Source organism: Telluria sp. GW821-FHT07G12 (assembly GCF_059418525.1).
This window is the reverse complement of record NZ_JBWKQA010000003.1, coordinates 508,538-534,229: the sequence shown is the minus strand read 5'-3', so window position 1 is coordinate 534,229 and position 25,692 is coordinate 508,538. Positions and strand designations below refer to the sequence as shown.

General features: G+C 66.7%; 32 protein-coding genes. 29 read left to right on the top strand and 3 right to left on the bottom strand.

Translation table 11 applies throughout. The features are described from left to right. Positions 1 to 244 precede the first annotated feature (244 nt). Genes fliE through AC07PE_RS14835 form a run of 17 tightly spaced genes read left to right on the top strand, consistent with a single transcriptional unit; the run spans position 245 to position 13,712 of the window. Entirely contained in the window at positions 245 to 589 is a 345-nt protein-coding gene (gene fliE / locus AC07PE_RS14915) for a flagellar hook-basal body complex protein FliE (protein WP_498765711.1), read from the top strand. A 17-nt stretch (positions 590 to 606) separates the two neighbouring features. Next, positions 607 to 2,346: a flagellar basal-body MS-ring/collar protein FliF gene (gene fliF / locus AC07PE_RS14910; protein ID WP_498765709.1), complete on the top strand. Its 1,740-nt coding sequence runs from the start codon at positions 607 to 609 to the stop codon at positions 2,344 to 2,346. Further along, the gene (locus tag AC07PE_RS14905; protein WP_498765707.1) at positions 2,327 to 3,349 is read left to right on the top strand and encodes a FliG C-terminal domain-containing protein; all 1,023 of its coding nucleotides are present in this window, start codon (positions 2,327 to 2,329) and stop codon (positions 3,347 to 3,349) included. Before fliF ends, AC07PE_RS14905 begins: the two co-directional genes overlap by 20 nt. Beyond that, positions 3,346 to 4,038 carry a flagellar assembly protein FliH gene (fliH, locus tag AC07PE_RS14900; protein ID WP_498765705.1) on the top strand — a complete coding sequence of 231 codons (693 nt, stop codon included), beginning with the start codon at positions 3,346 to 3,348 and terminating at the stop codon, positions 4,036 to 4,038. Before AC07PE_RS14905 ends, fliH begins: the two co-directional genes overlap by 4 nt. Beyond that, a complete protein-coding gene (gene fliI, locus AC07PE_RS14895; protein ID WP_498765703.1) occupies positions 4,035 to 5,351 on the top strand; it encodes a flagellar protein export ATPase FliI in 1,317 nt (438 codons plus the stop codon). The genes fliH and fliI overlap by 4 nt, the downstream gene beginning before the upstream one ends. Continuing rightward, entirely contained in the window at positions 5,348 to 5,803 is a 456-nt protein-coding gene (locus tag AC07PE_RS14890; protein WP_498765701.1) for a flagellar FliJ family protein, read from the top strand. The genes fliI and AC07PE_RS14890 overlap by 4 nt, the downstream gene beginning before the upstream one ends. A 9-nt stretch (positions 5,804 to 5,812) precedes the next feature. Then, complete coding sequence (gene fliD / locus AC07PE_RS14885) at positions 5,813 to 7,222, top strand: flagellar filament capping protein FliD (protein WP_498765699.1); 1,410 nt, start codon at positions 5,813 to 5,815, stop codon at positions 7,220 to 7,222. Positions 7,223 to 7,233: 11 nt separating this feature from the next. Continuing rightward, positions 7,234 to 7,623, top strand: coding sequence for a flagellar export chaperone FliS (gene fliS, locus AC07PE_RS14880; RefSeq protein WP_498765697.1), 390 nt, complete (start codon positions 7,234 to 7,236; stop codon positions 7,621 to 7,623). Beyond that, positions 7,616 to 7,909, top strand: a complete 294-nt coding sequence (locus tag AC07PE_RS14875; protein WP_498765695.1) for a hypothetical protein — start codon at positions 7,616 to 7,618, stop codon at positions 7,907 to 7,909. Before fliS ends, AC07PE_RS14875 begins: the two co-directional genes overlap by 8 nt. A 2-nt stretch (positions 7,910 to 7,911) precedes the next feature. Then, on the top strand, positions 7,912 to 9,111 hold the full coding sequence (locus tag AC07PE_RS14870; protein ID WP_498765693.1) for a flagellar hook-length control protein FliK: 1,200 nt from the start codon (positions 7,912 to 7,914) through the stop codon (positions 9,109 to 9,111). 15 nt (positions 9,112 to 9,126) lie between these two features. Continuing rightward, positions 9,127 to 9,582 carry a flagellar basal body-associated FliL family protein gene (locus AC07PE_RS14865; RefSeq protein ID WP_498765691.1) on the top strand — a complete coding sequence of 152 codons (456 nt, stop codon included), beginning with the start codon at positions 9,127 to 9,129 and terminating at the stop codon, positions 9,580 to 9,582. A 34-nt stretch (positions 9,583 to 9,616) separates the two neighbouring features. Next, positions 9,617 to 10,348, top strand: a complete 732-nt coding sequence (locus tag AC07PE_RS14860) for a FliA/WhiG family RNA polymerase sigma factor (RefSeq protein ID WP_498766070.1) — start codon at positions 9,617 to 9,619, stop codon at positions 10,346 to 10,348. A gap of 26 nt (positions 10,349 to 10,374) precedes the next feature. After that, complete coding sequence (gene motA, locus AC07PE_RS14855) at positions 10,375 to 11,265, top strand: flagellar motor stator protein MotA (protein WP_498765689.1); 891 nt, start codon at positions 10,375 to 10,377, stop codon at positions 11,263 to 11,265. A 15-nt stretch (positions 11,266 to 11,280) separates the two neighbouring features. After that, positions 11,281 to 12,246 (top strand): flagellar motor protein MotB, encoded by a 966-nt coding sequence (locus tag AC07PE_RS14850; protein ID WP_498765687.1) that lies wholly within the window; start codon positions 11,281 to 11,283, stop codon positions 12,244 to 12,246. Between the two features lie 29 nt (positions 12,247 to 12,275). Next, on the top strand, positions 12,276 to 12,560 hold the full coding sequence (gene flgM, locus AC07PE_RS14845) for a flagellar biosynthesis anti-sigma factor FlgM (protein WP_498765685.1): 285 nt from the start codon (positions 12,276 to 12,278) through the stop codon (positions 12,558 to 12,560). Positions 12,561 to 12,562: 2 nt separating this feature from the next. Beyond that, on the top strand, positions 12,563 to 12,991 hold the full coding sequence (gene flgN / locus AC07PE_RS14840) for a flagellar export chaperone FlgN (RefSeq protein ID WP_498765683.1): 429 nt from the start codon (positions 12,563 to 12,565) through the stop codon (positions 12,989 to 12,991). Further along, positions 12,978 to 13,712 carry a glycoside hydrolase family 73 protein gene (locus tag AC07PE_RS14835; RefSeq protein WP_498765681.1) on the top strand — a complete coding sequence of 245 codons (735 nt, stop codon included), beginning with the start codon at positions 12,978 to 12,980 and terminating at the stop codon, positions 13,710 to 13,712. Before flgN ends, AC07PE_RS14835 begins: the two co-directional genes overlap by 14 nt. On the opposite strand, the gene flgA is transcribed toward AC07PE_RS14835, so the two are convergent. Then, positions 13,702 to 14,328, bottom strand: a complete 627-nt coding sequence (gene flgA, locus AC07PE_RS14830; RefSeq protein ID WP_498765679.1) for a flagellar basal body P-ring formation chaperone FlgA — start codon at positions 14,326 to 14,328, stop codon at positions 13,702 to 13,704. The genes AC07PE_RS14835 and flgA overlap by 11 nt on opposite strands. Positions 14,329 to 14,488: 160 nt before the next feature. Here flgA and flgB point away from each other — a divergent pair, with 160 nt between their 5' ends. The 12 genes from flgB (at position 14,489) to AC07PE_RS14770 (ending at position 24,278) form a co-directional block, all read left to right on the top strand. Continuing rightward, entirely contained in the window at positions 14,489 to 14,848 is a 360-nt protein-coding gene (gene flgB, locus AC07PE_RS14825; protein WP_498765677.1) for a flagellar basal body rod protein FlgB, read from the top strand. Positions 14,849 to 14,850: 2 nt separating this feature from the next. Beyond that, positions 14,851 to 15,255 (top strand): flagellar basal body rod protein FlgC, encoded by a 405-nt coding sequence (gene flgC / locus AC07PE_RS14820; RefSeq protein ID WP_498765675.1) that lies wholly within the window; start codon positions 14,851 to 14,853, stop codon positions 15,253 to 15,255. Further along, complete coding sequence (locus AC07PE_RS14815; protein WP_498765673.1) at positions 15,255 to 15,923, top strand: flagellar hook capping FlgD N-terminal domain-containing protein; 669 nt, start codon at positions 15,255 to 15,257, stop codon at positions 15,921 to 15,923. The genes flgC and AC07PE_RS14815 overlap by 1 nt, the downstream gene beginning before the upstream one ends. A 16-nt stretch (positions 15,924 to 15,939) precedes the next feature. Further along, complete coding sequence (locus AC07PE_RS14810) at positions 15,940 to 17,124, top strand: flagellar hook protein FlgE (RefSeq protein ID WP_498765671.1); 1,185 nt, start codon at positions 15,940 to 15,942, stop codon at positions 17,122 to 17,124. Between the two features lie 3 nt (positions 17,125 to 17,127). Continuing rightward, positions 17,128 to 17,853 (top strand): flagellar basal body rod protein FlgF, encoded by a 726-nt coding sequence (locus AC07PE_RS14805; protein ID WP_498765669.1) that lies wholly within the window; start codon positions 17,128 to 17,130, stop codon positions 17,851 to 17,853. Between the two features lie 19 nt (positions 17,854 to 17,872). Further along, positions 17,873 to 18,658 carry a flagellar basal-body rod protein FlgG gene (gene flgG / locus AC07PE_RS14800; RefSeq protein ID WP_498765667.1) on the top strand — a complete coding sequence of 262 codons (786 nt, stop codon included), beginning with the start codon at positions 17,873 to 17,875 and terminating at the stop codon, positions 18,656 to 18,658. A 14-nt stretch (positions 18,659 to 18,672) separates the two neighbouring features. Continuing rightward, positions 18,673 to 19,341 carry a flagellar basal body L-ring protein FlgH gene (flgH, locus tag AC07PE_RS14795; protein WP_498765664.1) on the top strand — a complete coding sequence of 223 codons (669 nt, stop codon included), beginning with the start codon at positions 18,673 to 18,675 and terminating at the stop codon, positions 19,339 to 19,341. A 140-nt stretch (positions 19,342 to 19,481) separates the two neighbouring features. Next, entirely contained in the window at positions 19,482 to 20,534 is a 1,053-nt protein-coding gene (locus AC07PE_RS14790; RefSeq protein ID WP_498766069.1) for a flagellar basal body P-ring protein FlgI, read from the top strand. Positions 20,535 to 20,536: 2 nt separating this feature from the next. Then, positions 20,537 to 20,881 carry a rod-binding protein gene (locus AC07PE_RS14785; RefSeq protein ID WP_498765662.1) on the top strand — a complete coding sequence of 115 codons (345 nt, stop codon included), beginning with the start codon at positions 20,537 to 20,539 and terminating at the stop codon, positions 20,879 to 20,881. Positions 20,882 to 20,928: 47 nt separating this feature from the next. After that, entirely contained in the window at positions 20,929 to 22,299 is a 1,371-nt protein-coding gene (flgK, locus tag AC07PE_RS14780; RefSeq protein ID WP_498765660.1) for a flagellar hook-associated protein FlgK, read from the top strand. Positions 22,300 to 22,311: 12 nt separating this feature from the next. Next, the gene (flgL, locus tag AC07PE_RS14775; protein WP_498765658.1) at positions 22,312 to 23,223 is read left to right on the top strand and encodes a flagellar hook-associated protein FlgL; all 912 of its coding nucleotides are present in this window, start codon (positions 22,312 to 22,314) and stop codon (positions 23,221 to 23,223) included. Between the two features lie 5 nt (positions 23,224 to 23,228). Beyond that, positions 23,229 to 24,278, top strand: coding sequence for a hypothetical protein (locus AC07PE_RS14770; RefSeq protein ID WP_498765656.1), 1,050 nt, complete (start codon positions 23,229 to 23,231; stop codon positions 24,276 to 24,278). Between the two features lie 59 nt (positions 24,279 to 24,337). On the opposite strand, the gene AC07PE_RS14765 is transcribed toward AC07PE_RS14770, so the two are convergent. Together AC07PE_RS14765 and AC07PE_RS14760 are read right to left on the bottom strand one after the other, a co-directional pair. Continuing rightward, complete coding sequence (locus tag AC07PE_RS14765; protein WP_498765654.1) at positions 24,338 to 25,090, bottom strand: cyclic di-GMP-binding domain-containing protein, MshE-related; 753 nt, start codon at positions 25,088 to 25,090, stop codon at positions 24,338 to 24,340. Between the two features lie 22 nt (positions 25,091 to 25,112). After that, complete coding sequence (locus AC07PE_RS14760) at positions 25,113 to 25,691, bottom strand: DUF2059 domain-containing protein (RefSeq protein ID WP_498765652.1); 579 nt, start codon at positions 25,689 to 25,691, stop codon at positions 25,113 to 25,115. Position 25,692 lies beyond the last annotated feature (1 nt).

The following is a 25,692-nucleotide window of genomic DNA, read 5'->3' as shown; positions in this document are numbered from 1 at the left end:
TCGTCATTGCCGTACGGTAAGATGCTCGTATTCCGCGCCGAACTAGAGAAATTCATCCTGGGTAACAAGAGATGAAGCTGGTATTCTCTCCGGTTCCGCGATGGAAACCAAGCGTCAGGAAGAACCTAAAAATTTAACAATTTCCAAAGAGCAATCAAAATTGCGACACATTGACACCTGGAAACACTGTCAAATCGCTACCAACCGTTACACATGATATTTACGCATGGGAGTGGGAAATACGATGGGAACTGAACTTGCTGGTCTGATCCGCGCCGATCTGGCCGCCCTGACCAATGACGCCAGCCGCCTTTCCGTGGCGCCGTCTATCGACATGGGGCTGCCGGCTCAGGACAACGCCGCCGGTAATTTCTCGTTCGCGCAGAGCATGAAGGACGCCCTCGCCCACGTCGATGGCGAAGAGCGCGCCGCCACCGACAAGATGGCCGCGGTCGACAGCGGCAAGAGCGACGACCTGGTCGGCGCGATGCTGTCCTCGCAGCAGGCCAACCTGTCGTTCTCGATGCTGATGCAGGTCCGTAACAAGGTCATGGGCGCCGTCGACGAACTGCTCAAGCTCCCCGTCTGATCAGGAAGAATCTCACCGTGATTGCTGCCCTCAAATCCGCCATCGGCGGAAAACGCCTCCCGGCACTGCCGCCGGCGCTGTCGAAAAACCTGACCCCGATGCTGGTGCTGGCGATTGCCATCACCGCCGCGGTCACCCTCTTCATGTGGAAAGACCAGGCCGACTACAAGGCGGTCTTCGGCGCACGCGAAAAAGTCGCCGCTTCCGACATGATGTCCGTGCTGGAAGCCGAGCACGTGCCCTACCGCGTTCACCCGGACAGCGGCCAGGTGCTCGTCCCCTCTTCCCAGCTCGGCAAGGTGCGCATGCTGTTGGCCGCCAAGGGCGTGACTGCGCAGCTGCCGGCCGGCCTGGAGCTGATGGACAAGAGCGACCCGCTGGGGGTCTCCCAATTCGTGCAGGACGTGCGCTTCCGCCGCGGCCTGGAAGGCGAGCTGTCGCAGTCGATCCTGACGATCGATGCGATCGCCTCGGCACGCGTGCACCTGGCGATCGCCAAGTCGACCTCCTTCGTCGCCAGCGACGGCGAGAAGTCGTCGGCGTCGGTGGTGGTCGCGGTCAAGCCGGGCCGCACCCTGTCGAACGAGCAGATCGCCGCGATCGTGAACCTGGTCTCGGGCAGCGTCGCCAGCCTGGCGCCGAACCGCGTCTCGCTGGTCGACCAGAACGGTAACTACCTGTCCTCGCGTGTCGACCTGACCGACGGCTTCGACGGCGCCGCCCAGGGCGATACCGCCGCCAAGCGCTTCCAGGACGAAGTCCGCAACAACGTCAACGAGCTGCTCGGTCCCGTCCTCGGCGCCGACAACTTCAAGGTCAGCGTGACCGCCGACGTCGACAACGACAAGATCGAAGAGACCCAGGAGAAGTACGGCGAAGCGCCGAAGGTCACCAGCGAAGCGATGCGCGAAGAGATGGAGAAGAACCGCATGGCGCTGGGCGTGCCCGGCACCCTGTCGAACCGTCCTCCGGTGGCCGCCGCTCCGGCAGACCCGAACAACCCGGCCGCAGCCAACGCCGCCGGCGATGCCAACGCCAAGGCCGACGACGGCAGCGCGCGCAAGAACGCCACCACCCGCCAGTACGCCTACGACCGTGCGATCACCCAGATCAAGCGCTCGCGTGGCCGCCTGAAGAAGCTGTCGGTGGCGGTGGTGCTGAACAACGCCAAGGCCTCGGTGCCGAAGACCGGCTGGACCCCGAGCGAGATCGCCAACATCGACAAGATCCTGCGCGGCGGCCTGGGCATCGACACCAACCGCGGCGACGTACTGGCGGTGTCCTCGCTGAGCTTCCCGGCCCCGGCCCCGGCCGAGCCGTGGTACGAGCAGCGCGACAACGTGGTCGACATGACCGGCTATGCGGCCTGGCTCGTCGGCGCCCTGTTCGCCTGGTTCGCCGTGCTGCGCCCGCTAATGCGCATGCTCACCGGCGGCAAGCAGCAAGGCGGCAAGACGACGGCCCAGGCCCAGCTGCCGGGCGGCGCTGCTGCCGGCGGCGGCGCCGGTGCGCTGGCCGCACCGAATGCCCAGGCACTGCCGGGAAACGCGGCGGCGGCCATTCCGGCGGCCGCGGGCTCGCTGGGCGGCGCAATGACGGTCCAGCCGCTGCTGGAAAACTATGATTTGCCACCGGCCGGTTCGGCCGTGGACGTAATGGTCGACCATCTGAGGGTCCTGGCAGGTAAAGAGCCGGAACGGGTGGCAGAAGTGGTCAAACAATGGGTGCAGAAAAAAAATGGCGGATCTGAACAATAACGACGTGCAGGAAGTGGCGCTGACCCCGGTCGAACAGGCTGCGATCGTGCTGCTGTCGATCGGCGAAGAACCGGCGGCCGCCGTGCTGCGCTGCCTCGAGCGCGAGGAATTGATCGAGCTGACCCAGGTGATGAGCCGGATGAGCGGCATCAAGGTCGACGCGGTCAAGAACGCGGTCCACAAGTTCTTCGACGACTATCGCCAGCAAAGCGGCCTGCATGGCGCCTCGCGCAGCTACCTCAAGCGCTCGCTCGACCTGGCGCTGGGCAGCGAGATCGCGAACTCGGTGCTGAACACGATCTACGGCGATGCGATCCGTCCGATGATGGCGCGTCTGCAGTACGCGTCGCCGAAATGGCTGGCGGACTACATCGCCGCCGAGCACGTGCAGATGCAGGCCGTGTTCCTGGCCTTCCTGCCGCCCGCGCTGGCCGGCCAGATCATCGACGCGCTGCCGGCCGAAGGCCGCGAACTGGTGCTGCTGAACCTGGCGCGCCTGGAAGAGATCGACCGCGAACTGCTGGCCGAGCTGGAAGAGCTGGTGCAGCGTTGCCTGTCCGCGCTCGACACCCAGAGCGCCGCGGTGGAAGGCGTGCGCCAGGCGGCCGAGATCCTGAACCGCCTGCCGAACAACCGTGCCGAAATGGTCGAGCTGCTGCGCGCCCACGATCCGGAGGTCGTGTCGCAGATCGAGATGTCGATGTACGACTTCTTCATCCTGTCGAAACAGACCGAACAGACCATCACGCGCCTGCTGGACGAGATCCCGCTGGAGCAGTGGGCCGTCGCCCTCAAGGGCGCCGAGCCTGCGCTGCGCGACGTCATCCTTGGCGCCATGCCGAAGCGCCAGGCCCAGAGCTTCGAAGACCTGATGCGCCGTTCCGGCCCGGTGCCGATGTCGCGCATCGAGCAGACCCGCCGCGAGATCATGGCTTCCGTGAAGGACCTGGCCGACAACGGTGAAATCGAAGTCCAGCTGTTCGCCGAGGCGACTGCCGAATGAAGCAGTTCCGGCCTTATCACTTCCCGCCCCTGGCGCAGTTCATTGCGGCCAGCCGCGAAGGCAATGCGCCCTCCTTGTCCTCGTCCACCGCGGAAGAGGACTGGCAGGGTGCGATGGCCGACGGCTTCCGCCAGGGCCAGCAGGACGGCTACGACGTCGGCGTCGAGCAGGGCCGCAGCGATGGCTATGACGCCGGCCACGCCGAAGGCCTGGCGCGCGGCATCGAGGAAGGCCGCCAGCAGGCTCTGGCCGAGCTGGAGGCAATGGCCAAGCCGGTCGACGCCATGCTGCGCGGTCTGAAGAAGCTGAAGACCGAATACAAGAATGCCCAGCGCAAGGAAGTCGTGGACCTGGTCGGCAAGATCGCGCGCCAGGTGATCCGCGCCGAACTGGCACTGCAGCCGGTGCAGATGCTGGCACTGGTCGACGAAGCCTTGTCCGCCATGCCGCCGACCCGCGACGACGTCGAGGTCATGCTGAACCCCGAAGAAATGAAACGCATCCAGGAACTGGATCCGAAGCGGGCCAAGAAATGGAACCTGCTGGCCGACCCGCGCCTGGAACCGGGCGAATGCCGCGTCAAGGCCGGCGACCACGAAGTCGACGCCGGCTGCCAGGGCCGCCTTGCTGCCTGCATGGAGCAGGTGCGTGAAGGCCTCGCCGCCGCCGACCAGGAGGAAGCTGCGTGACCGCACTGGCCGAAACCCTTCGTTCGCTCGACATCGGCGCGGTGCCGGTGGCCACGCCCACCGGGCGCCTGGTCGCGGTGCAGGGCCTGCTGCTCGAAAGCGTCGGCGTGCGCCTGCACACCGGCCAGCGCTGCCGCGTCGAACTGGTGGACGGCGAGTGGCTCGATGCGCAGGTCGTCGGCTTCCGCGACAAGATCACCTACCTGATGCCCTTCAAGAAGGCCGACGGCCTGGTCACCGGCGCCCGCGTGCTGCCGGTCACCGGCCAGTCCAGCATCCAGATCGGCCCGTCGTGGATGGGACGCATGGTGAACGGACTCGGCGAGCCGATCGACGGCCTGGGCCGCCTCGGCGGCGACCAGACCTTGTCGACCACGCCGCCCAAGGTCAACCCCTTGCGCAAAGCGCCGGTCGAAGAAGCGCTGGACGTCGGCGTGCGCGCCATCAATTCGATGCTCACCATCGGCAAGGGCCAGCGCGTCGGCCTGATGGCCGGTTCGGGCGTCGGTAAATCGGTGCTGCTCGGCCTGATCACGCGCCAGACCGTGGCCGACGTGATCGTGGTCGGTCTGATCGGCGAACGTAACCGCGAGGTGCGCGAATTCGTCGAGAAGTCGCTCGGTCCGGAAGGCCTGAAACGCGCCGTGCTGGTGGTGGCGCCGGCCGACGAATCGCCCTTGATGCGCGTGATGGCCACCGAAATGTGCCACTCGATCGCGGCCCACTTCCGCGACCGCGGCCAGAACGTGCTGCTGCTGTGCGACTCGCTGACCCGCTATGCGATGGCGCTGCGCGAAGTCGCGCTGTCGCTGGGCGAACCGCCGGCCACGCGCGGCTACCCGCCGTCGGTATTCTCGAACCTGCCGCAGCTGTGCGAATCGGCCGGCAACGGCGAGAACCCCAACGGCAGCATGAGCGCCATTTATACCGTGCTGGCGGAAGGCGACGACCAGCAGGATCCGGTGGTCGACAGCGCCCGCGCGATCCTGGACGGCCACATCGTCCTGACCCGCGAGCTGGCCGAGCGCGGCCACTACCCGGCCATCGACGTCGCCCAGTCGATCAGCCGCTGCATGGCCCAGGTGGTGTCGCCGGAGCACTCGCAGGCGGCGCGCAAGCTGAAGGCCGCGATGGCGAAACACGCCCGCGTGCGCGACCTGATCCCGCTCGGCGCCTACCAGCCGGGCGCCGATCCGGAAACCGACCGCGCGGTGAAGCTGCATCCGCATATCGAGGCCTTCCTGTGCCAGGGCACCAAGGAAGATGCGCCCTTCGCGCCCTGTGTCGACCAGCTGATGGCGATGATGACATGAGCAATCTGAAGAACAAAAGCGACACCATAGACAGCCTGGGCACCCTGGTGCGCCTGCGCAGCACCGAAGTCGAACGCCTGCAGGCCGACATGGCCAAACAGGAAGCGATGCGCGCGCGCTACCAGGCCACCGTCAGCCGCCTGACCGACCTCGCAGTCGGCAGCGGCCCGTCGGCCCAGCCCGGCCTGAAGCTGTCGCCGGCGCTGGCCGCCAACTGCGGCAACTACAAGCAGGCCGTGTTCGCGCTGGCCGACACCCAGCGCACCGACCTGCACCTGCACGAAGCCAATATGGCGGTCTCGCAGCGCAACCTGACCCAGGCCTGGACCAAGCGCGAGCTGCTCGGCAAGGTGCTGGCCCAGCACGAGGCCGCGCATGCGCGCGAGCAGGACCTCGCCCAGCGCAAACGTGAAGACGACATCGCCACGCAATCGTGGCTGGCAAATCAATAAGGAGCAAGCATGTCCAGCATTAACGCCCCAAGCTACGATCCGACCACCACTGCACAGGCGATGGCGCAGAAGACGACGGCTGCTGCGCAGGAAATCCTGACCAACCAGACCAAGACCGCCGGCACCACCTCGACCGGCCTGTCGAAACTGGGTTCGGCGATCTCCGCCTTCCAGTCCAGCCTGAGCTCCCTGACCGGCCTCGGTAAATCGGTGCTGGCGCAGACCGCGACCCTGTCCGATACCGGCATCGGCACCGCCACCGCCAAGGCCGGCGCGCCGAGCGGCAGCTACAGCCTGTTCGTGCAGCAGCTGGCCACCTCCAGCCAGGTCTCGTACAACAATCTTTCGGACGGCCGCACCGCCGGCGGCACCCTGACCGTCAAGCTGGCCGACGAAGTCGCGGGCACCACTACCTCCAGCTTCAACGTCGATCTGTCGGCCGCGAGCGCCGACACCGACAAGGACGGCGCGCTGAGCATCCGCGAAGTGGCGGCCGCGATCAACCGCTCGAGCGGGAACAACGGCCTGGTCTCGGCCGGCGTGGTCACCATCGGCACCGAAACGCGCCTGGTCCTGACCTCGAAGAACACCGGCGTGGCCAACACCGTGTCGCTGGACGCTTCCGGCGTGACCGATGGCGCGCTCAAGTCCGGCCTCGGCGTGCGCAGCACCATCGCGACGGCGCAGGACGCGATCGTCAAGCTGGGTGGCCAGGCCAGCGGCACCGCGATCAAGCAGTCCTCGAATACCTTCACCAACATCGACGGCGTGTCGATGACCTTCACGCGCGCCCAGGCGGCCACCGAGAACGACATCACGCTGAAGGTGGCCGGCGATACCAACGGCACGGTGTCCAACGTGCAGGCCTTCGTCGACGCCTACAACAAGCTGAAAAGCGCGATCGACACTCTGGTCGACGCCGGCGATCCGGGCAAGAGCCAGGCCGCGGGCGCGTTCGCGCACGACGCCGGCATCAAGGCCCTGCAGAGCCGCCTGGTGAGCATGGTGCGCTCCACCGGCGCTTCCTCGCTGGCCAGCTACGGCATCGTCGCCACCCGCGACGGCACGCTGAGCCTGGACTCGACGCGCCTGAACAAGCAGCTGAGCGCCAATCCGAACGGCCTCGACGATCTGATCGGCTCGGCCAGCTCGAGTGCGCCGAAGGGCATCGCCGGTTCGATGAATACCTATCTGAACCTGTGGAGCAACAGCGCCACCGGCCAGATCAAGCAGCGCAACGAGGCCGTCACCAAGCTGCAGTCGACGCTGAGCAAGCGCCAGACCGACCTGGACGCGCAGTTCGACTCTGCCTACAACAACTACCTGAAACAATTCACCCAGCTGCAGACGCTGCAGTCGACCATGAACAGCAATGTGTCGATGTTCGACGCGATCTTCAGCAGCGACAAGTCCAATTAAGAGGTATTCCGATGTCCTATCAAGAAGCCTACAGCAGCTACCACGCGACCAACCTGGATGCGCAGACCTCGCGCGCCTCGCCGATCGAGCTGGTGCTGCTCCTGACCGACGGCCTGCTCGAAGAGCTGGCCCGCGCCCGCGCCCACATCGTCGGCAAGCGCTACGAAGCCCGCGCCGCGAGCATCAACAAGTGCGTCGACATCATCAACGGCCTCTCCAGCTCCCTCGATTTCGACAGCGGCGGCCAGGTGGTGTCGAACCTCGCCAACCTGTACGAGTTCTGCGCCACGCACCTGAACGCGGCCGGCGTCAAGCAGGATCCGAAGATGGTCGACGAAGTCGTGAAGATCATGACCACCATTCGCCAGGGCTGGGCCGGCGTGCAGGCGCGCAATGGATAAGTCGGCCGCCATCCTCCGGGTCGCCGACTCGCTGCGCAGCGCCGCCGACGGCGCCGCATGGGAACAGCTGGCGCAGATGACGCGCGCGCTGGCGCCGCAGCTCGACGCGCTGGCCGCCGGCGGCACGCTGAGCAGCGCCGAACGCAGCGCACTGCAGCGCTTGCGCGAAGCCCACGACCACGCCGCCGATGCGGTCGCCGCCGCGGCCGATGCGCTGAAGACCCGCATGGACGACATGCGCGACAACAAGGATGGCTGGATCGCCTACGCGATGCAGGAAGCATGAAGATGATGATGAATACCGTGACCCAATCCGCTGCCGCTGCGGCAAAGAGCGCCGACGCGCCCCAGCCGGTCCAGGCCGCGGACGCGCAAGGCGCAGCCGCGCAGCCGAATGCTGCCCAGACGGGTGCCCCGGCCGGCGCGGAAGCGGGCAATCCTGCCCAGCCCTTTGCCGCCTGGCTCGGCAACCAGGCCCAGGCCGCCGTGCTGGCGGCCAAGGCCGGCCTGCCGGTGGATGGCGCCGTCCAGGACGCTGCAAAGACGCCTGACGCCGACGCCGACGCCGCCAAGGATGGCACGGGCGAAGAAAGCACTGCCGCCCAGCCCCAGGACGGCGCGCTGCTGGCCGCGATGGCGATGCCGCTGATGCCCCTGACCCCGATGCAGGTGGCACAGGCCGTGCAGGCCGCGCAGCCCACCGCCGTGCAATCGAATGGCGAGGCGCCGGCCGCCGCCACGCAAGCCATCGCAGGCGACGACGCCGGCCGCCGCGCTGCGACGACCGACCGTGGCCTGGGCCTGCCCCAGGCGCCGGACAGCGGCGCCGCCCCGAGCGCACGTCCGGCCGCGGTCCCGGCCGACGCCGCGCCCGCGATCCGCATCGCCGCCCACGCGCAGGCTGACGCCGGCGCCAACAGCGGCGCCCAGGACGGCGGCGAGCATGCTGCCAACAGCAATGGCAACGGCAATGCCGCATCGGCCGCCGCGATCGCCGGCGCCGCCGCAAGCCAGCCGTCGACGGGCGCGCCGGCCGCCGACACCGTCAAGCTGGCCGGCCCGCCGACCGCCTGGCGTCAGAGCCTGCAGGAAGCCCTCGGCGAGCGCATGCACCTCCAGGTCGGCAAGGGCATCGAGCAGGCCGTGATCCGCCTCGAGCCGCCGCAGCTGGGCCGCATCGACATCGCGATCCGCCACAGCGCCGGTTCGCTGGAAGTGAACATCTCGGCATCCAACAGCGAGGTGCTGCGCCAGCTGCAGACCGTCAGCGACAACCTGCGCAGCGACCTGTCGCAGCGCCAGTTCACCGAGGTCGCCGTGACGGTGACGCCGACGCCGAAGAACGGCGCGGCGCCCTTCGGCGATCCGCAACAGGGCCGCGGCCGCCAGCAGGACCGCGAACAGGAAGAGAACCAGCCCGGCCGCGCACTGGCCGAGGCAGGCAACAATGGATCCGCGTTCTCCCTTGGTGGACGCGACCAGGCTTAACCAACCATGAGCAAAATGAAAAAAATCATCGCCATCGCAGGCGCCGTGATCATCGCTGCCGCCGGCGCCGGGGGCGCCGTCTGGTGGTTCATGCCCAAGCCGGCCGCCGCCGCGGGCACGGAAAAGAAAGAGGCCGAGAAGAAGGAAGCCAAGCCGGTCAAGTACGTCACCCTCGACAAGGTGATCGTGATGCTGCGCCGCGGCCCGAACGAAAACGAGAGCCATTACCTGTCGACCGACCTGGTGCTGGCCACCGAGCCGGCCAAGGAAAAGGAAACCAAGGAAAACCTGCCGCTGCTGCGCAGCCTGGCCGTGCGCACGCTGTCGAGCTACACGATGGAGCAGGCCTCGACCATGACCGTCGAGAAGTACGCCGAGCAGCTGAACCACTCCTTCAATGCCGAGTATGAGCGCACGCATGCGGAAAAGCCGTTCGCGGAAGTCATGATCGGCAAGCTGATCATCGAATAATGGGTTGCGAAACGCAGGGGATAACGTGGGTTACATGACCGACTACGCCGACAGCTACGCCAGTACCGAATACGCCGGCGCCGCCATCCACGCGGCGATGAGCGCCAAGGACGAGCAGCGCCACCTGGTCGCCTATGCGCCGCTGGTCAAGCGCATCGCGCGCCAGCTCAACTCGCAGGTCTCGGGTGCGATGGGCCGCGAGGACATGGAGCAGATCGGGCTGATGGGCCTGCTGGAAGCGCTGCGCCGCTACGGCACGCCCGACACCGGCTTCGCCAGCTATGCGTCCTTGCGCGTGCGCGGCGCCATCCTCGACGAACTGCGCCGCCAGGACTGGCGTCCGCGCGCGGTGCGCCAGGACAGCCACAAGATGCGCGACGCCGTGCGCGCCCTCACCCGCAAGCTGGGCCGCGAGCCGAACGACAAGGAAGCCGCGGAGGCGCTCGGCATCGACCAGGAAGAATGGCGCCAGTTCCTGCTGGACGACGTCGCCGAGGAGCTGCTCAGCTTCGACGACGTGCTGCAGGAAGCGACCGACCGCGCCCACAACGCGCCCGGCCCGGAAGAACAGTTCATGGTGCGCCGCAGCCTGGAGCAGGCGCTGGGCGCGCTGTCCGAACGCGAGCAGCGCGTGATCCAGATGATTTATGAATTCGAGCTCAGCTACAAGGAAATCGCTGCCGTGCTCGACCTGTCCGACGCCCGCGTCTGCCAGCTCAACAAGAGCGCGCTGGCCAAGATGAAGGCGGCGCTGGCACAGGCCTGAACGACCCGACTAGAAAGGTATTACAAATGCAAATCCTTGGCATCCTGATCGTGCTGGGCGCCGTGTTCGGCGGCTACATGATGATGGGCGGTACCGCCCTCGCCATCTGGCAGCCCAACGAACTGATCGTCATCTGCGGCGCCGCCCTCGGCGCCATCGTGCTGGCCAACCCGAAGCACGTGCTGGTCGAAATGCTGGGCCAGATGAAGAAGATCGTCGGCAAGCACAAGCACGACTCCGAGTTCCAGCGCCAGCTGCTGCTGCTGATGTACGAACTGCTGCAGACCGCCGCCGGCGGCCTGAAGGCGCTCGACGCCCACGTCGAGGCGCCCAAGGAAAGCCCGATGTTCCAGCGCTATCCGCTGATCCTGGAAGAGCCCAAGCTGCTGGCTTTCATCGTCGACAACTTCCGCCTGATGGCGATGGGTAAGATCAACGCCCACGAACTGGAAGGCGTGCTCGAACAGGAGCTCGACGCCATCCACGAAGAACTGACCCAGCCGTCGAAATCGCTGCACAAGGTGGCCGAGGCGATGCCGGGCTTCGGCATCCTGGCCGCGGTGCTGGGCATCGTCATCACCATGAACTCGGTCGGCGAAGGCGCCGACACCGCCGAGATCGCGGAACACATCGGCGCCGCGATGGTCGGCACCTTCATCGGTATCTTCTTCTGCTACGGCGTGCTGGATCCGATCTCCGGGATGATGAAGCAGCTGGTCAATTCCGAAGCCTCGACCATGGAGACCGTGAAGGTCGTGCTGGTCACCCACGTGGCCGGCAAGCCGCCGCTGCTGGCGATCGACGCCGGGCGCCGCCTGATCCAGCTGAACACCAAGCCGAGCTTCGCCCAGCTGGAAGCCTGGATCAACGCGATGGCCGACGGCGAAGACGCCAGCGCCGCCAAGAAGCGCGCATAAGCAGGAAGCACCAGAATGCAAGCAGAAAAAAAGGGCGACAAGCACCACGGCGAAACCATCGTCAAGCGTGGCGGCGGCAAGCACCACGACGACGAGCACGGCGGCGCCTGGAAAGTCGCGTTCGCCGACTTCTGCATGGCGCTGATGGCGCTGTTCCTGGTGCTGTGGCTCATCGCGGCGCGCGAGTCGTCGGCGCTGAAGAACATCGTGCGCGACAATACCGCCGCCGGCCTGATCGAAGGCAGCGGCGGCAAGCCCGAAATCGCCGGCAACCCGAGCGGCAGCCTGATCGAACGCTTCCAACTGCCGCGGGCGAACGGCGGCGCGCAAGGTCCCAACGGCGGCGGCAAGTCCAGCGTCGACACGGTCCGCACCAAGTACGAATCGCCGTCCGAGCTGGCGGCGCTGGCCCATTCGCTGCAGCAGATGAGCGCCGATGCCGGCCTGGCATCGAACCTTGCCACCGTGATCACGCCGGAAGGCCTGCGCGTGATGCTGCACGATACCGACCGCCAGGGCATGTTCGTGCGCGGCAGCCCGATTCCCGTTGACCGTTTTTCAAAACTGTTGCGCGCAATGGCGCCGCTGTTCGAAAAAATGGAAAATCAGATGCTGATCGTAGGTCATACGGACGCCTTGCAGTACACTAGCAAGGACCCGAACAGCTACTCCAACTGGAGCCTGTCGGCTCACCGCGCGCTGGCTGCGCGCTCCCAGCTCCTGATCGGCGGCATGCACAAGGAAAGCGTCCTGCAGGTGGTCGGCATGGCCGACCGTGCCCCGGTCGACGCCGCCAAACCCGACGCCGCCGTCAATCGCCGTATCGAATTGCTGATCCTGACTACCAAACAGGCCGCCGCCATCACCGCGATGTTCGGCACGCCCGCCCAGACCGAAGAGCTGCGCAAGGACGTGTCGATCACCAAGCCGGGCGAGGACGCGCTCAAGGAACTGCGCAGCCAACTGCCGAAAAAACCATGACGATTCAATCCAAATCCCGAGGATCCCGCATGAAAATCACTGGCGCCTCCACTCCTTCCATCACGATCACGCCGCAAGCCGGCGGCCCCGCGGCCGCGCCGGCCGTCGCGCCGTCCGCCGGTACGCCGGACCGCCCCAACGAAGCCCTCGAATCGGCGGTGCTGCAGCCGGCGCAAAGCGCGCTGAAAGCCCTGCCCGACTTCGACGCCGCCAAGGTCGCCGAGCTGCGCGACGCCCTGCAGAAGGGCGAGCTGCCGTTCGACGCCGGCCGCCTGGCGGGCCTGATCCAGCGCTTCCACGGCAGCCAGGGCTGAGCATGAGCCGTCTGACCCGCGACCAGGCCGTGAGCCGCCTGCTGGACGGCATCCAGGCCGACCTGCAAGCCTGCACCGACATCCGCGCACTGCTGGAGCGCCAGTTCCAGGCCGCGCTGCGCCACCGCGCCGCCGAATTGAGCAGCCTTGCCGAAGAACTCATGCCCCAGCTGGACGGCATGGAACAGCGCCGCCAGCAGCGCGTGCAGCTGGTGCGCGCCCTGTACGGCGCCGGCGCCGGCATGAACATGCTGCTGAACGGTCTCCCCACCGCCCAGCGCAGCAGCGCCAGCGCCGACTGGGCGCGCCTGGAACAGCTGGTGCGCGACTGCAAAGAGGCCACCGCCCGCAACGGCAATCTGATGGCCGACCAATACACCGTGATGCAGCGCGTGCTGCACGGCGAGGACCAGCTGTATGCGCCACGCTGACCTCAACACCGCGTTCACCCCGGCGACGGCGCCCACCGCCCCGACCCGCCCCACCGCCGGCATCGGCGGCGGCAGCGGCTTTGGCGGCGTATTCGGTTCGGTGCAGGAAGAGGTATCGTCCTTCATCCAGAACGGCGGCGGCGACGCCTTCAGCGCCGGCGGCAGCGCCGCCCTGAGCCCCGAAGGCAGCATGTGGCAGGCGCGCGCCAGCCAGGCCGCCAACGCCATCGTCGGCGATGGCGACGACAATAAATCGCCCGACCAGCAGGCTTTCCTGGAAAGCATCGCCCCGTGGGCCAAGGAAGCGGCCGACAAGCTGGGCGTGGCGCCGGAACTGGTGTCGGCCCACGCCGCGCTGGAATCGGGCTGGGGCCAGCGCCCGCTGAAGAATGCCGACGGCAGCTCGACGCATAACCTGTTTGGCATCAAGGCCGGCAAGAGCTGGTCCGGCGACGTTGCCGAATCCGCCACCACCGAATACGTCGGCGGCGCGGCGCTCAAGACGAGTGCGCGCTTCCGTGCCTATCCGGACCAGGCCAGCGCCTTCCGCGACTATGCGCAGATGCTGATCGATAACCCGCGCTTCCGCGGCGCCCTGGGCACCGGCAGCGACGCCCATGCCTTCGCCTCCGGGCTGGCCAAGGGTGGCTACGCGACCGACCCGGCCTATGCGGCCAAGCTGTCGCGCCTGGCCGGAAGACTGCAAGGAATCAGTGGCTGAGCCCGTTGTCGATGGGCTCGACAGTCCCCTGCCCGGACACACGCATGCGCACGACCTGCCCGCTGCCGGCGTTGCGCACCCGGACCACGGCGCCGCGCGCGCCGGCGTCCAGCGCCTCGCCGGCCGTGCTGACTTCGATTCCTTCGCGCCGCGCAATCATGAGTACTGCATCGCCGCGCTTGACCAGAACCGGGCTGCTGAGCTGCCCGCTGCGCAAAATGTCTCCTGGACGCAACATGCGGCGTGACATTTGTCCGACAGCTTCTTCAGGCGAACTGATCGGATCGGCAATGTTGGAAATATCACGGCGCTCGATTGTGACTTGTGCATCCGTCAAGGCTTCGTTGGCCGCCACCGGCGCCGCAGCGATCGCCACCATGGCCGTCACGCGGGCCCGGACGATGTACTCGTACCTCCACCCGGGCGTGTCATTACAGCGCGCCAGGAAGCGCATCCGCTGGGGAGAACGGGTATCGAGGGGCTCGATGGACACGCTTTGCGAACACGGCGGCGCGGCGCGAGCGGCAACGACGGCGACTTCGAATTGCGGTTCGGTCAAGCCGGCGGCAGCCAGCTGCCGGTCGAGCTCGGCGCGTGCGGCTTGTTCGATTTGCAAGGGAATCGATAAGGCCGCGGCTTGCGCCGGCACACAAAATAGCGCAAATGTCGAAGCAACAAGGGTTGCCTTACAGAAAGCAATCATTAGAGAATAGCGTCAGCGAAAAAACCTGATTCTAACCAATCACACTGATTTTCCATCACGGAGGTTTCTGCACATGACAATTAACTTCAAGGACGCGCTCGGGGTGCATGCCGACGCGCTCGAGTTGCGCGCCGAGCGCACCAAGGTGTTGGCCGCCAACATCGCGAACGAGAGCACGCCAGGCTTCACCGCGCGCGACCTCGATTTCGGCGCCATGCTGCAGGAACGCCAGGATGCCGACAACGGCCAGCTGAGCCTGAGCGAAGATTCGCCGCTCTACCGCGTGCCCTACCACCCCAGCGCCGACGGCAACACCGTCGAAATCGGCGTCGAGCAGGCCGCGTTCTCGCAGAACGCCTCGGATTTCAATACCAGCCTTACCTTCATCAACATGCAGCTGCGCGGCCTCGCCAAGGCCATCAATGGACAATAAGCATGGGCTTTAAAGACATCTCCCAGATCGCCGGTTCGGCGATGGCGGCGCAATCGGTGCGCCTCAACACGATCGCCAGCAACCTGGCCAATGCCGACGTCTCGGCCGGCTCGGAAGCCGAAGCCTACCGCGCCCGCAAGCCGGTGTTCGCGGCCGTGATGGACAATGCCGCCGGCGGCGGCGTGCGCGTGCTGGACGTGGTGCAAAGCGCCGAGCCGCTGCGCCGCGTGCACGAGCCGGACAACCCCAAGGCCGACGCCGAAGGCATGGTCTATTACACCAACGTCAACGAAGTCGCCGAGATGGCCGACATGATGTCGGCATCGCGTGCCTTCGAGACCAACGTCGAAGTGCTGGGCCGCATCAAGGGCATGCAGCAGTCGCTGCTGAAGCTGGGAGAAGGCTGATGGTCACGACCACCTCCACCACCAACAGCCAGTTCAACACCGCCAGCGCCCAGGCGACCGACAAGGTGGCGACCCAGGCGACCACGAACGAGAACCGCGACATGTTCACCAAGCTGCTGGTCGCGCAGATCCAGAACCAGGATCCGCTGGCGCCGCAGGACCCGACCACCTACGTCAACCAGCTGTCGCAGCTGTCCCAGACCGAGTCGCTGCAGAACCTGTCGCAGATGACCAGCGCCAACGCCAGCATCCTGCAGAGCATGCAGACGCTGGCCATGGGCAGCCAGGTCGGCTCGGAAGTCACGGTGGCCACCAATACCCTCAAGCTGGATGGCGGCACGGTCCGCGGCAGTATCCAGCTGAACGGCGCCAGCAGCGCCACCTCGCTGGTACTGACCGGCCAGGATGGCCAGCAGCACACGATCGAATTGGGCGCCCACGGCTCCGGTTCGCAAAGCTTCACGATCGATCCGGATGCCCTTGGCCTGCCTCCGGGAACCTATGCGATCCAGGCCAAGCCGTCGGACGGCACCTCCCCGCAGATCGAAGTCGCCGCACGCCTGAACAGCGTGCGCGTCGCGAACGGCGGCGTGGTGCTGCAGGTGGCGAACATCGGCGAGGTCAACCCCTCGTCCATCACCGGCTTCAACGGTAAAACCGAATCTTAAAGAACAAGGAATCGACATGAGCTTCGACATCGCACTCTCCGGCATCCAGGCCATCAACGAATCGCTGAACACGACCTCCAACAACATCGCCAACGCCGCCACCTACGGCTTCAAGAGCAGCCGCGCGAACTTCGCGTCGGTCTATGCCGGCACCCAGGCGAACGGCGTGACGGTCGGCTCGCTGACCCAGACCATCGGCCAGAACGGCTCGACCCAGACCACCGGCCGCGGCCTCGACGCCGCCATCGACGGCCGCGGCTTCTTCGTCAGCCGCGACCCGCAGGGCGGCATGACCTATTCCCGCGTCGGCATCTTCTCGACCGACACCAAGGGCTATCTGGTCGACAGCAACGGCAAGAAGGTCCAGGGCTACGGCCCGGCCAACGGCGGCGCACTGGGCGCGATGGGCGACATCCAGGTACCGACCGGCCAGATCCCGGCCGTTGCCACCACCGGCATCGACTACGTCGGCAACCTGTCGGCCGACTGGACCAAGCCGGCCACCGCCTTCGACGCGACCAAGTCGAGCACCTACAACATGGTCAAGCAGTCGGTGGTGTTCGACTCGCTCGGCACCCAGCACACCGTGTCGCAGTACTTCGTCAAGAAGGACGCGAACAACGTCGACGTCTTCTACTCGCTCGACGGCGCCACGCCGTCGGCAACGCCGAGCACCACCCTCACCTTCGGCAACGACGGCAAGCTGAGCGGCGCCACCAGCGCGAACCTGGCGATTCCGGCGACCGGCGGCGCAGCCGCCGGCAGCGTCACCATCGACTACACCGGCACCACCCGCTTCGCCGGCGAAGCCACCACCACCACCAACCGCAGCGACGGTTATGCCTCGGGCGCCTTCGTCGGCGTCGAACTGGCATCGGACGGCTCGCTGGTGGCCAAGTACAGCAACGACCAGTCGCAGGTGGTCGGCACCCTGGCCATCGCCACCTTCGCCAACGAAGGCGCGCTGCAGTCCATCAGCGACACCAGCTGGACCGCCAACGCCGATTCCGGCGCCGCCCTGTACAACACCCCGGGCGTGGGCCTGTCGGGCAAACTGACCACCGGCGCGCTGGAAGGCTCGAACGTCGACATCACCTCGGAACTGGTCGGCCTGATGACCTCGCAGCGCAACTACCAGGCCAACTCGAAGGTGCTGACCACCGAGAGCCAGATGATGCAATCGCTGATGCAGGCGCTGTAATTCATGGACAAGCTGATCTTCACGGCAGTCTCCGGCGCCGAGCGCCTGCTGCGATCGCAGCAGGTCCACGCCAACAACCTGGCGAACATGGACACCTCGGGCTTCCGCGCGAGCATGGAAGTGGCCGGCAACAAGGAACTGGCCGGCTTCGGCTACGATGACCGTCACCTGTCGACCATGCAGGCCGACACCGTCTCGACCCGCGCCGGCAGCGTGCGCGAAACCGGGCGTCCGCTGGATGTCGCCATCGGCGGCCAGGGTTATCTGGCCGTGCAGTACGGCGACAACGAAGCCTATACCCGCTCGGGCGAGATCGAGGTCGACGCCGAGGGTGCGCTGTCGGTGCGCGGCCGCGCGCTGCTCGGCGAAGGCGGCCCGATCACCCTGCCGCCGCACACCGCGGTGGAGATCGGCACCGACGGCACCATCTCGGTGCTGACCGAAGGCGCGACCCAGATGCAGGTGGTCGACAAGCTGAAGCTCGTGAACGCCGAAGGCGCGGAGCTGACCAAGAACGAGGCCGGCCTGATCGTCACCCGCGACGGCGCCAACCTGGCGGCCGACCCGGCGGTCAAGGTCAAGCCGCGCGCCCTCGAAGGCAGCAACGTGTCGGCGGTCGAGGAAATGGTTGCGACCATGAGCCTGAACCGCAGTTTCGAAATCCAGATGCGCCTGTTCAAGGCCAGCGACAGCATGAATGAAGCGGGCAACCGCCTCATTGGCGCTTAAAAATACAAAGGAGTAGACCATGAATCCAGCAATGTGGATCAGCAAGACCGGTGTGCAGGCCCAGGACGCAAAACTGCAGGCCATCGCCAACAACCTGGCGAACGTGAACACCGTCGGCTTCAAGCGCGACCGCGTGGTCTTCGAAGACCTGTTCTACCAGGTCGACAAGCAGCCGGGCGCCCAGACCGCGGACAACACCGTCTCGAACGGCGTCCAGCTCGGCAACGGTACGCACATCGTCGGCACCCAGAAGGTCTTCACCAACGGCAGCATCCAGACCACCGGCCAGTCGCTCGACGTGGCGATCTCCGGCAACGGCTTCCTGGAAGTGCGCCGTCCGGATGGCCAGCCGGCCTACACCCGCGCCGGCCAGCTGCAGGTCGACGCCAACGGCGTGCTGACCAACGCCCAGGGCCTGCCCCTGGTGCCGCAGATCACGGTGCCGAACACCGCCACCGGCCTGACGATCGGCGCCAACGGCATGGTCAGCGCGACCATGCCGGGCCAGACCGCGCCGCAGGAACTCGGCCAGCTGACGCTGACCACCTTCGTCAACCCGGCCGGCATGCTGGCACTCGGCGAGAACCTGTTCCAGGAAACCACCGCCAGCGGCAACCCGAACCAGGGCCAGCCCGGCACCGGCGGCTTCGGCACCCTGAAACAGGGCGCACTGGAAGGCTCGAACGTGCAGGTCGTCGAAGAGATGGTCGACATGATCGCCGCCCAGCGCACCTACGAGATGAACACCAAGGTGCTGTCGGCCGCCGACAATATGCTGCAGTACCTGGCTTCCGCATCGCGCTAACCATTAAGTTGAACATGATCCGCTTGACCACCGCGGCAGTCGCCGCATTTGCACTACTGCTCGCGGGCTGCGCCTCGAAAGTCCCGCTGAACAACCCGAAGCCGGTCGACGAAGCGCTGGCCCTGCCGAAGGCGTCGGCGGCCCGCGCCGGCGTCTCCGGCGGCGTGTTCTCGGCCGACACCGTGTCGCTGACCTCGGACGCGCGCGCCTTCCGCGTCGGCGACGTCGTCACCGTCCTGCTGCAGGAAACCACCCAGGCCAGCAAGAAGGCCGGCACCAGCTTCTCGAAGACCTCGGACGTCACGGTCGATCCGCTCAAGGCCCTCGGCAAGAGCTTCGGCCGCACCGGCGTCGGCATCAACGCCGACCGCGGTTTCCAGGGTGACGCCACCAGCACCCAGCAGAACGCGCTGACCGGCGCCGTCACCGTGATCGTGCAGGAAGTGCTGCCGAACGGCCTCCTGCGCGTGGCCGGCGAAAAGCGCCTGCAGCTGAACCAGGGCGAGGAATTCCTGCGCCTGGCCGGCTACCTGCGCGCCGCCGACATCGACAACGACAACCAGGTGTCCTCGCTGCGCGTGGCCAACGCCCGCATCGCCTACTCCGGCCAGGGTTCGCTGGCCGATGCCAACCAGCCCGGCTGGCTGACCCGGTTCTTCACCGGTCCGCTGATGCCCTTCTAAGGCTTAACATGATTCGAATTTCCGCAACAGGTTCGATTTTCCGTATCGCTTCCGCGCTGCTGGCGGCAGCGCTTGCCCTGCCCGCGCTGGCCGCGCCTGCCGCGTCCGTGGCGCGCCCGGCAGCCGCAGCAGCAGCCGCCATGCCGCAGACCCGCGTGCAGCCGCTGCGCAACTTGGCCAGCGTCGAAGGCGTGCGCGAGAACCCGCTGGTGGGCTACGGCCTGGTGGTCGGCCTGAACGGCAGCGGCGACTCGACCCAGGTGAAGTATTCGAGCCAGTCGGTCGTCAACATGCTCAAGCAGTTCGGCGTCAAGCTGCCGGAAGGCCAGGATGCGAAGAACAAGAACGTCGCCGCCGTGATGGTGTCGGCCGTGTTCCCGCCGGGTTACCGCCGCGGCCAGGCGATCGACGTCACCGTGTCCTCGCTGGGCGATGCGAAAAGCCTGCGCGGCGGCACTCTGCTGCTGACCCAGCTGCGCGCGGCCGACAACGAAGTCTACGCACTGGCCCAGGGCAACCTGGTGGTCGGCGGCCTGTCGGCCTCCGGCAAGAGCGGCTCCTCGGTGACGGTGAACACCCCGACCGGCGGCCGCATCCCGAACGGCGCCATGATCGAGCGCGAGATCCCGACCGATTTCGCCACCCGCCAGCAGATCGTGCTGCGCCTGCGTCACCCGAATTTCGACACCGCCACCAACGTCGTCGACGCCATCAACCGCCGCTTCGGCCAGGTAGCCACCACCGCCGACGGCACCAGCGTCGAAGTGGTTGCTCCCGTCAATCCGACCGAGCGCGTGGCCTTCGTCGCCAAGCTGGAAAACATGCCGATCGAAGCCGGCATCGAAACGCCGAAGGTCGTGTTCAACTCGCGCACCGGCACCGTGGTGATCTCCGACGGCCTGCGCGTGAAGTCGGCCGCCGTGACCCACGGCTCGCTCAAGGTCGTGATCTCGGAAAGCTCGGCGGTCAGCCAGCCCGGCCCCTTCTCGAAGGGCCAGACCCAGGTCACGCCGCAATCGAAAGTCTCCGTCGACCAGGGCTCGGGCCAGATGTTCCACTGGCCGGCCGGCGCCAAGCTGCAGACCATCATCGACGTGGTCAACAGCCTGGGCGCGTCCCCCGACGACATCATGTCGATTCTGCAGGCGCTGGACCAGGCCGGCGCGATCGAAGGCGAACTGGTGGTGATCTGATCATGCTCGACAAACTGAACCCGCTGAACGCACAGGCGCAAGCCGCCGACGCCGACCTGGCAAAAGTGGCGCCCGCCGCCGACAAGCCGGATCCTGCTTACGTCAAGCAGGCGACCAAGGCCGCGGTCGAATTCGAAAGCTTCTTCATCCAGAACATGCTGCACCAGATGCGCGAAAGCGCGAAGACCCTGGCGCCCGAAGACAGCCCGACCAAGGACCCGGTCAACAGCGACATGCTGGACATGGCCGACAAGCTGCTGTCCGGCCACATGGCGGGCCAGCGCGCTTTTGGCGTGGCGGACGCGATTCTCAAACAATTGTTGCCGCAAGGACTTAATAAAGGCTGATTTACGGTCGCCTGTAGTTATTGATCCCGCACATAAAGACGCGCACCATGAGCATCCTGAACAACGCACTGTCCGGCGCCCTGGCCTCCCAGCTGGCACTCTCCTCGAGCAGCCAGAACATCGCCAACCTGCAGACCAAGGGCTACACCCGCCAGGCCGCGCTGCTGAGCGCCGTCGCGCCGGCGGCCGGCTCGACCCAGGCCGGCAATGGCGTGCGCATCAGCTCGCTGCTGCGCTTCTCGGACAACTACAAGACCCAGCAGCTGTGGCGCACCGCGTCCGACCTGGGCCAGCATTCCCAGACCCAGCCCTACATGACCCAGCTCGAGACGGTCATGGGCAACGACGACGCCAACCTCTCCGGCGGCATCGACAAATTCTTCGCGGCCCTGAACGCGGTGGCCGGCGTCGACCCGACCTCGACCCCGCTGCGCCAGCAGGTCGTGACCGCGGCCGGCCTGCTGTCCCAGCGCTTCAATAGCCTGAACAACGTCTACAACTCTCAGCTGCAGTCGGTGCGCCAGCAGCGCACCGCGATCGTCGACTCGGCCAACACCTCGATCGCCGCGATCGCCACGCTGAACGCCCGCATCGCCAACGCCAACGCCACCGGCAGCAACGCCTCTTCGCTGATCGACCAGCGCGACCAGGCGATCGACAGCCTGGCCAGCCAGATGGCGCTCGAAGTCAGCGACCAGCCGGACGGCACCCGCAACGTCTCGCTGAAGAGCGGCCAATCGCTGGTGCTGGGCGGCGTGGCCGGCAAGCTGTCGGTCAGCGGCGGCGCCGACCAGGCCTTCAGCCTGACCTTCGCCGGCACTACCTTCGACCTCGACGTGACCCGCGCCGGCGGCCAGTTGGGCGGCCTCTCGGCCTACGAGAAGGACGTGCTGCTGCCGATGCAGAACAACGTGGCCGAGATGGCCAAGCAGATCGCCGACAAGGTCAACGCCCAGCTCGCGCTCGGCAAGACCATGGACGGCAACCCGGGCAAGCCGCTGTTCGTCTACACCCCAGGCAGCACCTCGAACATGCTGCAGGTGGCGAGCGGCTTCCAGACCGCCGACCTGGCCTTCTCCGGCGACGGCACGCCCGGCGACACCGGCAACCTGCAGAAGCTGGCCGACATCAAGAACCAGACCCTCACCCTCACCGGCCTCGGTTCGGTGCTGCTGAGCGACGCCGACACCCAGCTGGTCGGCAAGCTGGCGGTCGACAGCCAGCAGAACAAGGGCGCGCTCGACACCTTCCAGACCATGCGCCAGCAGGCCGAGGCGGACTGGCAGTCGACCAGCGGCGTCAATCAGGACGAAGAAGCGGTGAACCTGGTCGAATACCAGAACATGTACCAGGCCAACATGAAGGTGATGTCGGTCGCGAACGCGCTGTTCGACGCCACCCTGGCGATGATGGGCTAAAGGAAGAAGATCATGCGTATCGCAACCGCGCAATACCAGGCGATGATGAATGCATCGCTGCAGAAGAACCAGACCCGCATCACCGAGCTGACCGAGCAGATGGCCAACGGCAACCGCATCCAGCTGCCGTCCGACGACCCGGTCGACAGCGTGCGCATCTCGCGCCTGAAGCGCGAAGAAGCTGCCATCGACCAGTACCGCGACAACATCGCCGCGGTCAGCCAGCGCATGTCGAAGAACGAAGGCTACCTGACCAATATGGTCAACGACATGGGCTCGGGCCGCGACCTGCTGGTCTGGGCCGCCGACGGCTCGAATGCCCCGGACGACCTGAACGCGATGGTGACCTCGCTGACCGCGCTGCGCGACAGCCTGATGTACACCGCCAATTCGGTCGACCAGGAAGGCCGCACCATCTTCGCCGGCACCGTCACCAATACCCGCCCGATCGCCTACAACGCCAGCGCCCCGGTGGGCTCGCGCTACAGCTACGCCGGCAATACCAACGACCAGACCGTGGTGGTCGGCAACGGCATCACCCAGATCGCGAACCAGAACGTGAACGGACTGGAAAAGCTGCTGAACCAGATCGACCAGAGCATCGCGACCCTGTCGACGCCGGGCGTGAGCCCGAACGACCCGGCCGTGCGCACCGTCATCTCGAACAATCTGGATGGCTTCGACGACGCGATGGACCTGTTGTCGAACAAGGTCGCCGTGCTCGGCGGCCAGCAGAACATCCTCAAGACGATCGACGCCAACCACGAAAACGTCAGCCTGTCGAACAAGATGGCGATCACCAACATCGGCCAGCTGGACGTCGGCGCCGCCGCGATCGATTTGAATGGCTATTCGACCGCCCTTCAGGCAAGCTACAAGGCATACAGCAAGATCGGTAATCTCTCCCTGTTCGCGGCGCTTTAATGGCAATGGATACAACACTACGACCAACGTCTGCCGGCGCTACCGGCAGCGCCCTCGGCACGCGCGCCAACGCGTCGGCGCGACTGGTGCAGTCCCGCGCGGCCGAACCCACGACGGAAAACAGCACCGACAAGGCAGCTGCAAGCGGCAACGCGCCCGCCCCCGCTTCCCTGCGCAGCAACGCCGCCAGCATCGGCGGGGCGCTGCAGGACCAGGTGGCGCGCGCCCAGCAGGCCCTCGATTACCTCGACCAGGTGGCGAGCCAGCTGGAAGCCGTGAAAAGCGAGCTGAGTTCCAGGCTGGCCGGCGCCCGCAGCGCCTCCCGCCAGCAAGCCTCGGATGCCCAGCTGAACACCCAGGTGCGCCAGCTGGTCTCGACCCTCGCATCGCGCCGCAGGAAAGCGGGCGGCAGCGTCGACAGCAACCTGACGTTCACCAGCAAGCCGGCCACCCAGCGCTTCCGCATCCGCGGCCTGGACCTGGCTTCGCTGCGTAGCGCCGGCCCGCAAAGCCTGGCCTTCTCGGTGGGCGGCGTCGGCGGCCCGCAGCTGTCGGTGAACATCGACCCGGACCAGAGCGACGAAGACATCGCCGCCGCCGTCAACCAGGCCCTGGCGCCGATGGGCGTGAACGCCGGCCTCGATGGCCAGGGCGGCTTTGTGTTCAGCACGCCGGAAGCCAGCTGGCCGGCGGTGAAGGACAGCATCGCGATCAGCGGCCGCGGCCGAGTGGCCACCGAAGAAGTCCCGGCCGAACTCGCGCCGCAGCAGTGGACCGGCAATGGCAACGGCAACGACGGCCTTCGCTCCAGCCTGCGCGAAGTGGTGCAGGCGCTGGAACGCGTGCGCCGTTCGCGCGACGCCGCCAGCAACGCGCTGTCGGCCGCCACCGTCGAAATGACCCAGGCCACCACCCCGCCGCCGGAAGCCGCGGAAGCGGCACAGGAATTCGCCACCACCGCCTCGAATCCCGACTACGAGTCGCTGCTGTCGCTGACCTCGGCGCTCGTCGGCGTCAGCCGCGAGCGCGTACTGGCCTTGTTGGGCTTGAAGTAATACTAAATATACCGTCGTCCCCGCGAAAGCGGGGATGACGACTTTTGAGCCATCGATTTTCAGCGCGGCTTCACGCTGATCGTCGTTCCCCGCAAGTCGATATCCTTGATCTCCACGCTGCCGAAGCTCGGCCCCGGCGCGCTGCCCACCCGGATATTCCGGAACGCGATCTCCCCGATCGTGCTCGGCATGCGCAGCGTGATCGACCCGTCCTTGTTCACCACCGCATGCGAATTCGCGGCGTCGTAGGTCACGTCGCGCACCGTGGTATCGGCCGACAGGAACATGGCCAGCGGATTGAAGACCTGGGCCAGCTCGCCCAGCACGCGCACGCCGCCGTCCGGCAGCGCGTGCGCGGTGTTCTGCGCCACCTGCGTACCGGCCATGCTGGTCAGCGTGGCCAGGCGCTGGTCGAGCTGGCGCGCCTGGTCGCGCAGGGCGTCGTCGTCGCGGCCCTGCGCCATGATCTCGCCCAGTTCCTCGTCCGACAGCTCGCGCAGCGAACGCTCGCTCAAGGCGCGGGTCGATACCGCGGCAGCCGGCGCCGCCGTCACCGCGGCATAGGCGTGCAAGGGGCCGAGCAGGGCCGTCGCCAGCGCCGCCGCCATCCGCAGGTTGCGCTGGCGCCGGATCGCGCCGCGCACCTGGGCTTCGGTGATCAGCTTCATGTCGGCCAGGATCTCGCCCAGCCGTCGGCCGCTCTTGCTCTGCTCGCGGATTGCCGCGTCCAGCTGGTCTTCCGAGATCAGCTTCTTGCCGAGCAGGATCTGCCCGAGCTGCGATTTCTCGCGGTTCTGCTTCATCCAGTCCATTGCCCCGCCCTCCCCTCAGGATTTATTGGCCGCCGGCCTGGCCGGCCTGGCCGGTCGCCGCGCGCAGGCGCAGGCCCACGCGGTTCTGCAGCTCCGTCATCTTCGGCTGGATCTCCGCCGCCTTGGCCTTGGCCACGTTGTCGCCGACCGTCTTCTTCATCTCCGGCACCAGGGCCTCGAACTTGGCCAGCACCGGCGATTCGAGGATGTCGGCCAGCTGCTTCAGTTCCTCGGTGCTGAACTTCTGCGCCAGCAGCGGCGCCACGCTGGACTGCACCACCGCCTGCGTGCTGGCGCGCAGAGGCGGCGCTTCCTTTTCGAAGAAGGCGGTGGCTTCCGCCGTCACCTCCTTCATCGCCGCTTCCTGCTTCTCGGCCGGGACCCGGCTGGTCACCACCACGCGCGACTGGCGCACCAGCTCGGCCACCGGCGCCTGCAGCATCTGCAGGCCGACGTTATCGAGCGCCATCTTGGCGAGGACGCGGTTCACCAGCGCCTGCTTCTCGGCCGGCACGCCGGCCGCGGCCTGGGCGCAGGCGCTGCCGCCGAAGGCCAGGCCCAGGGCCAGGCAGATTGCGGACATCGATCGGGACATGCTCATC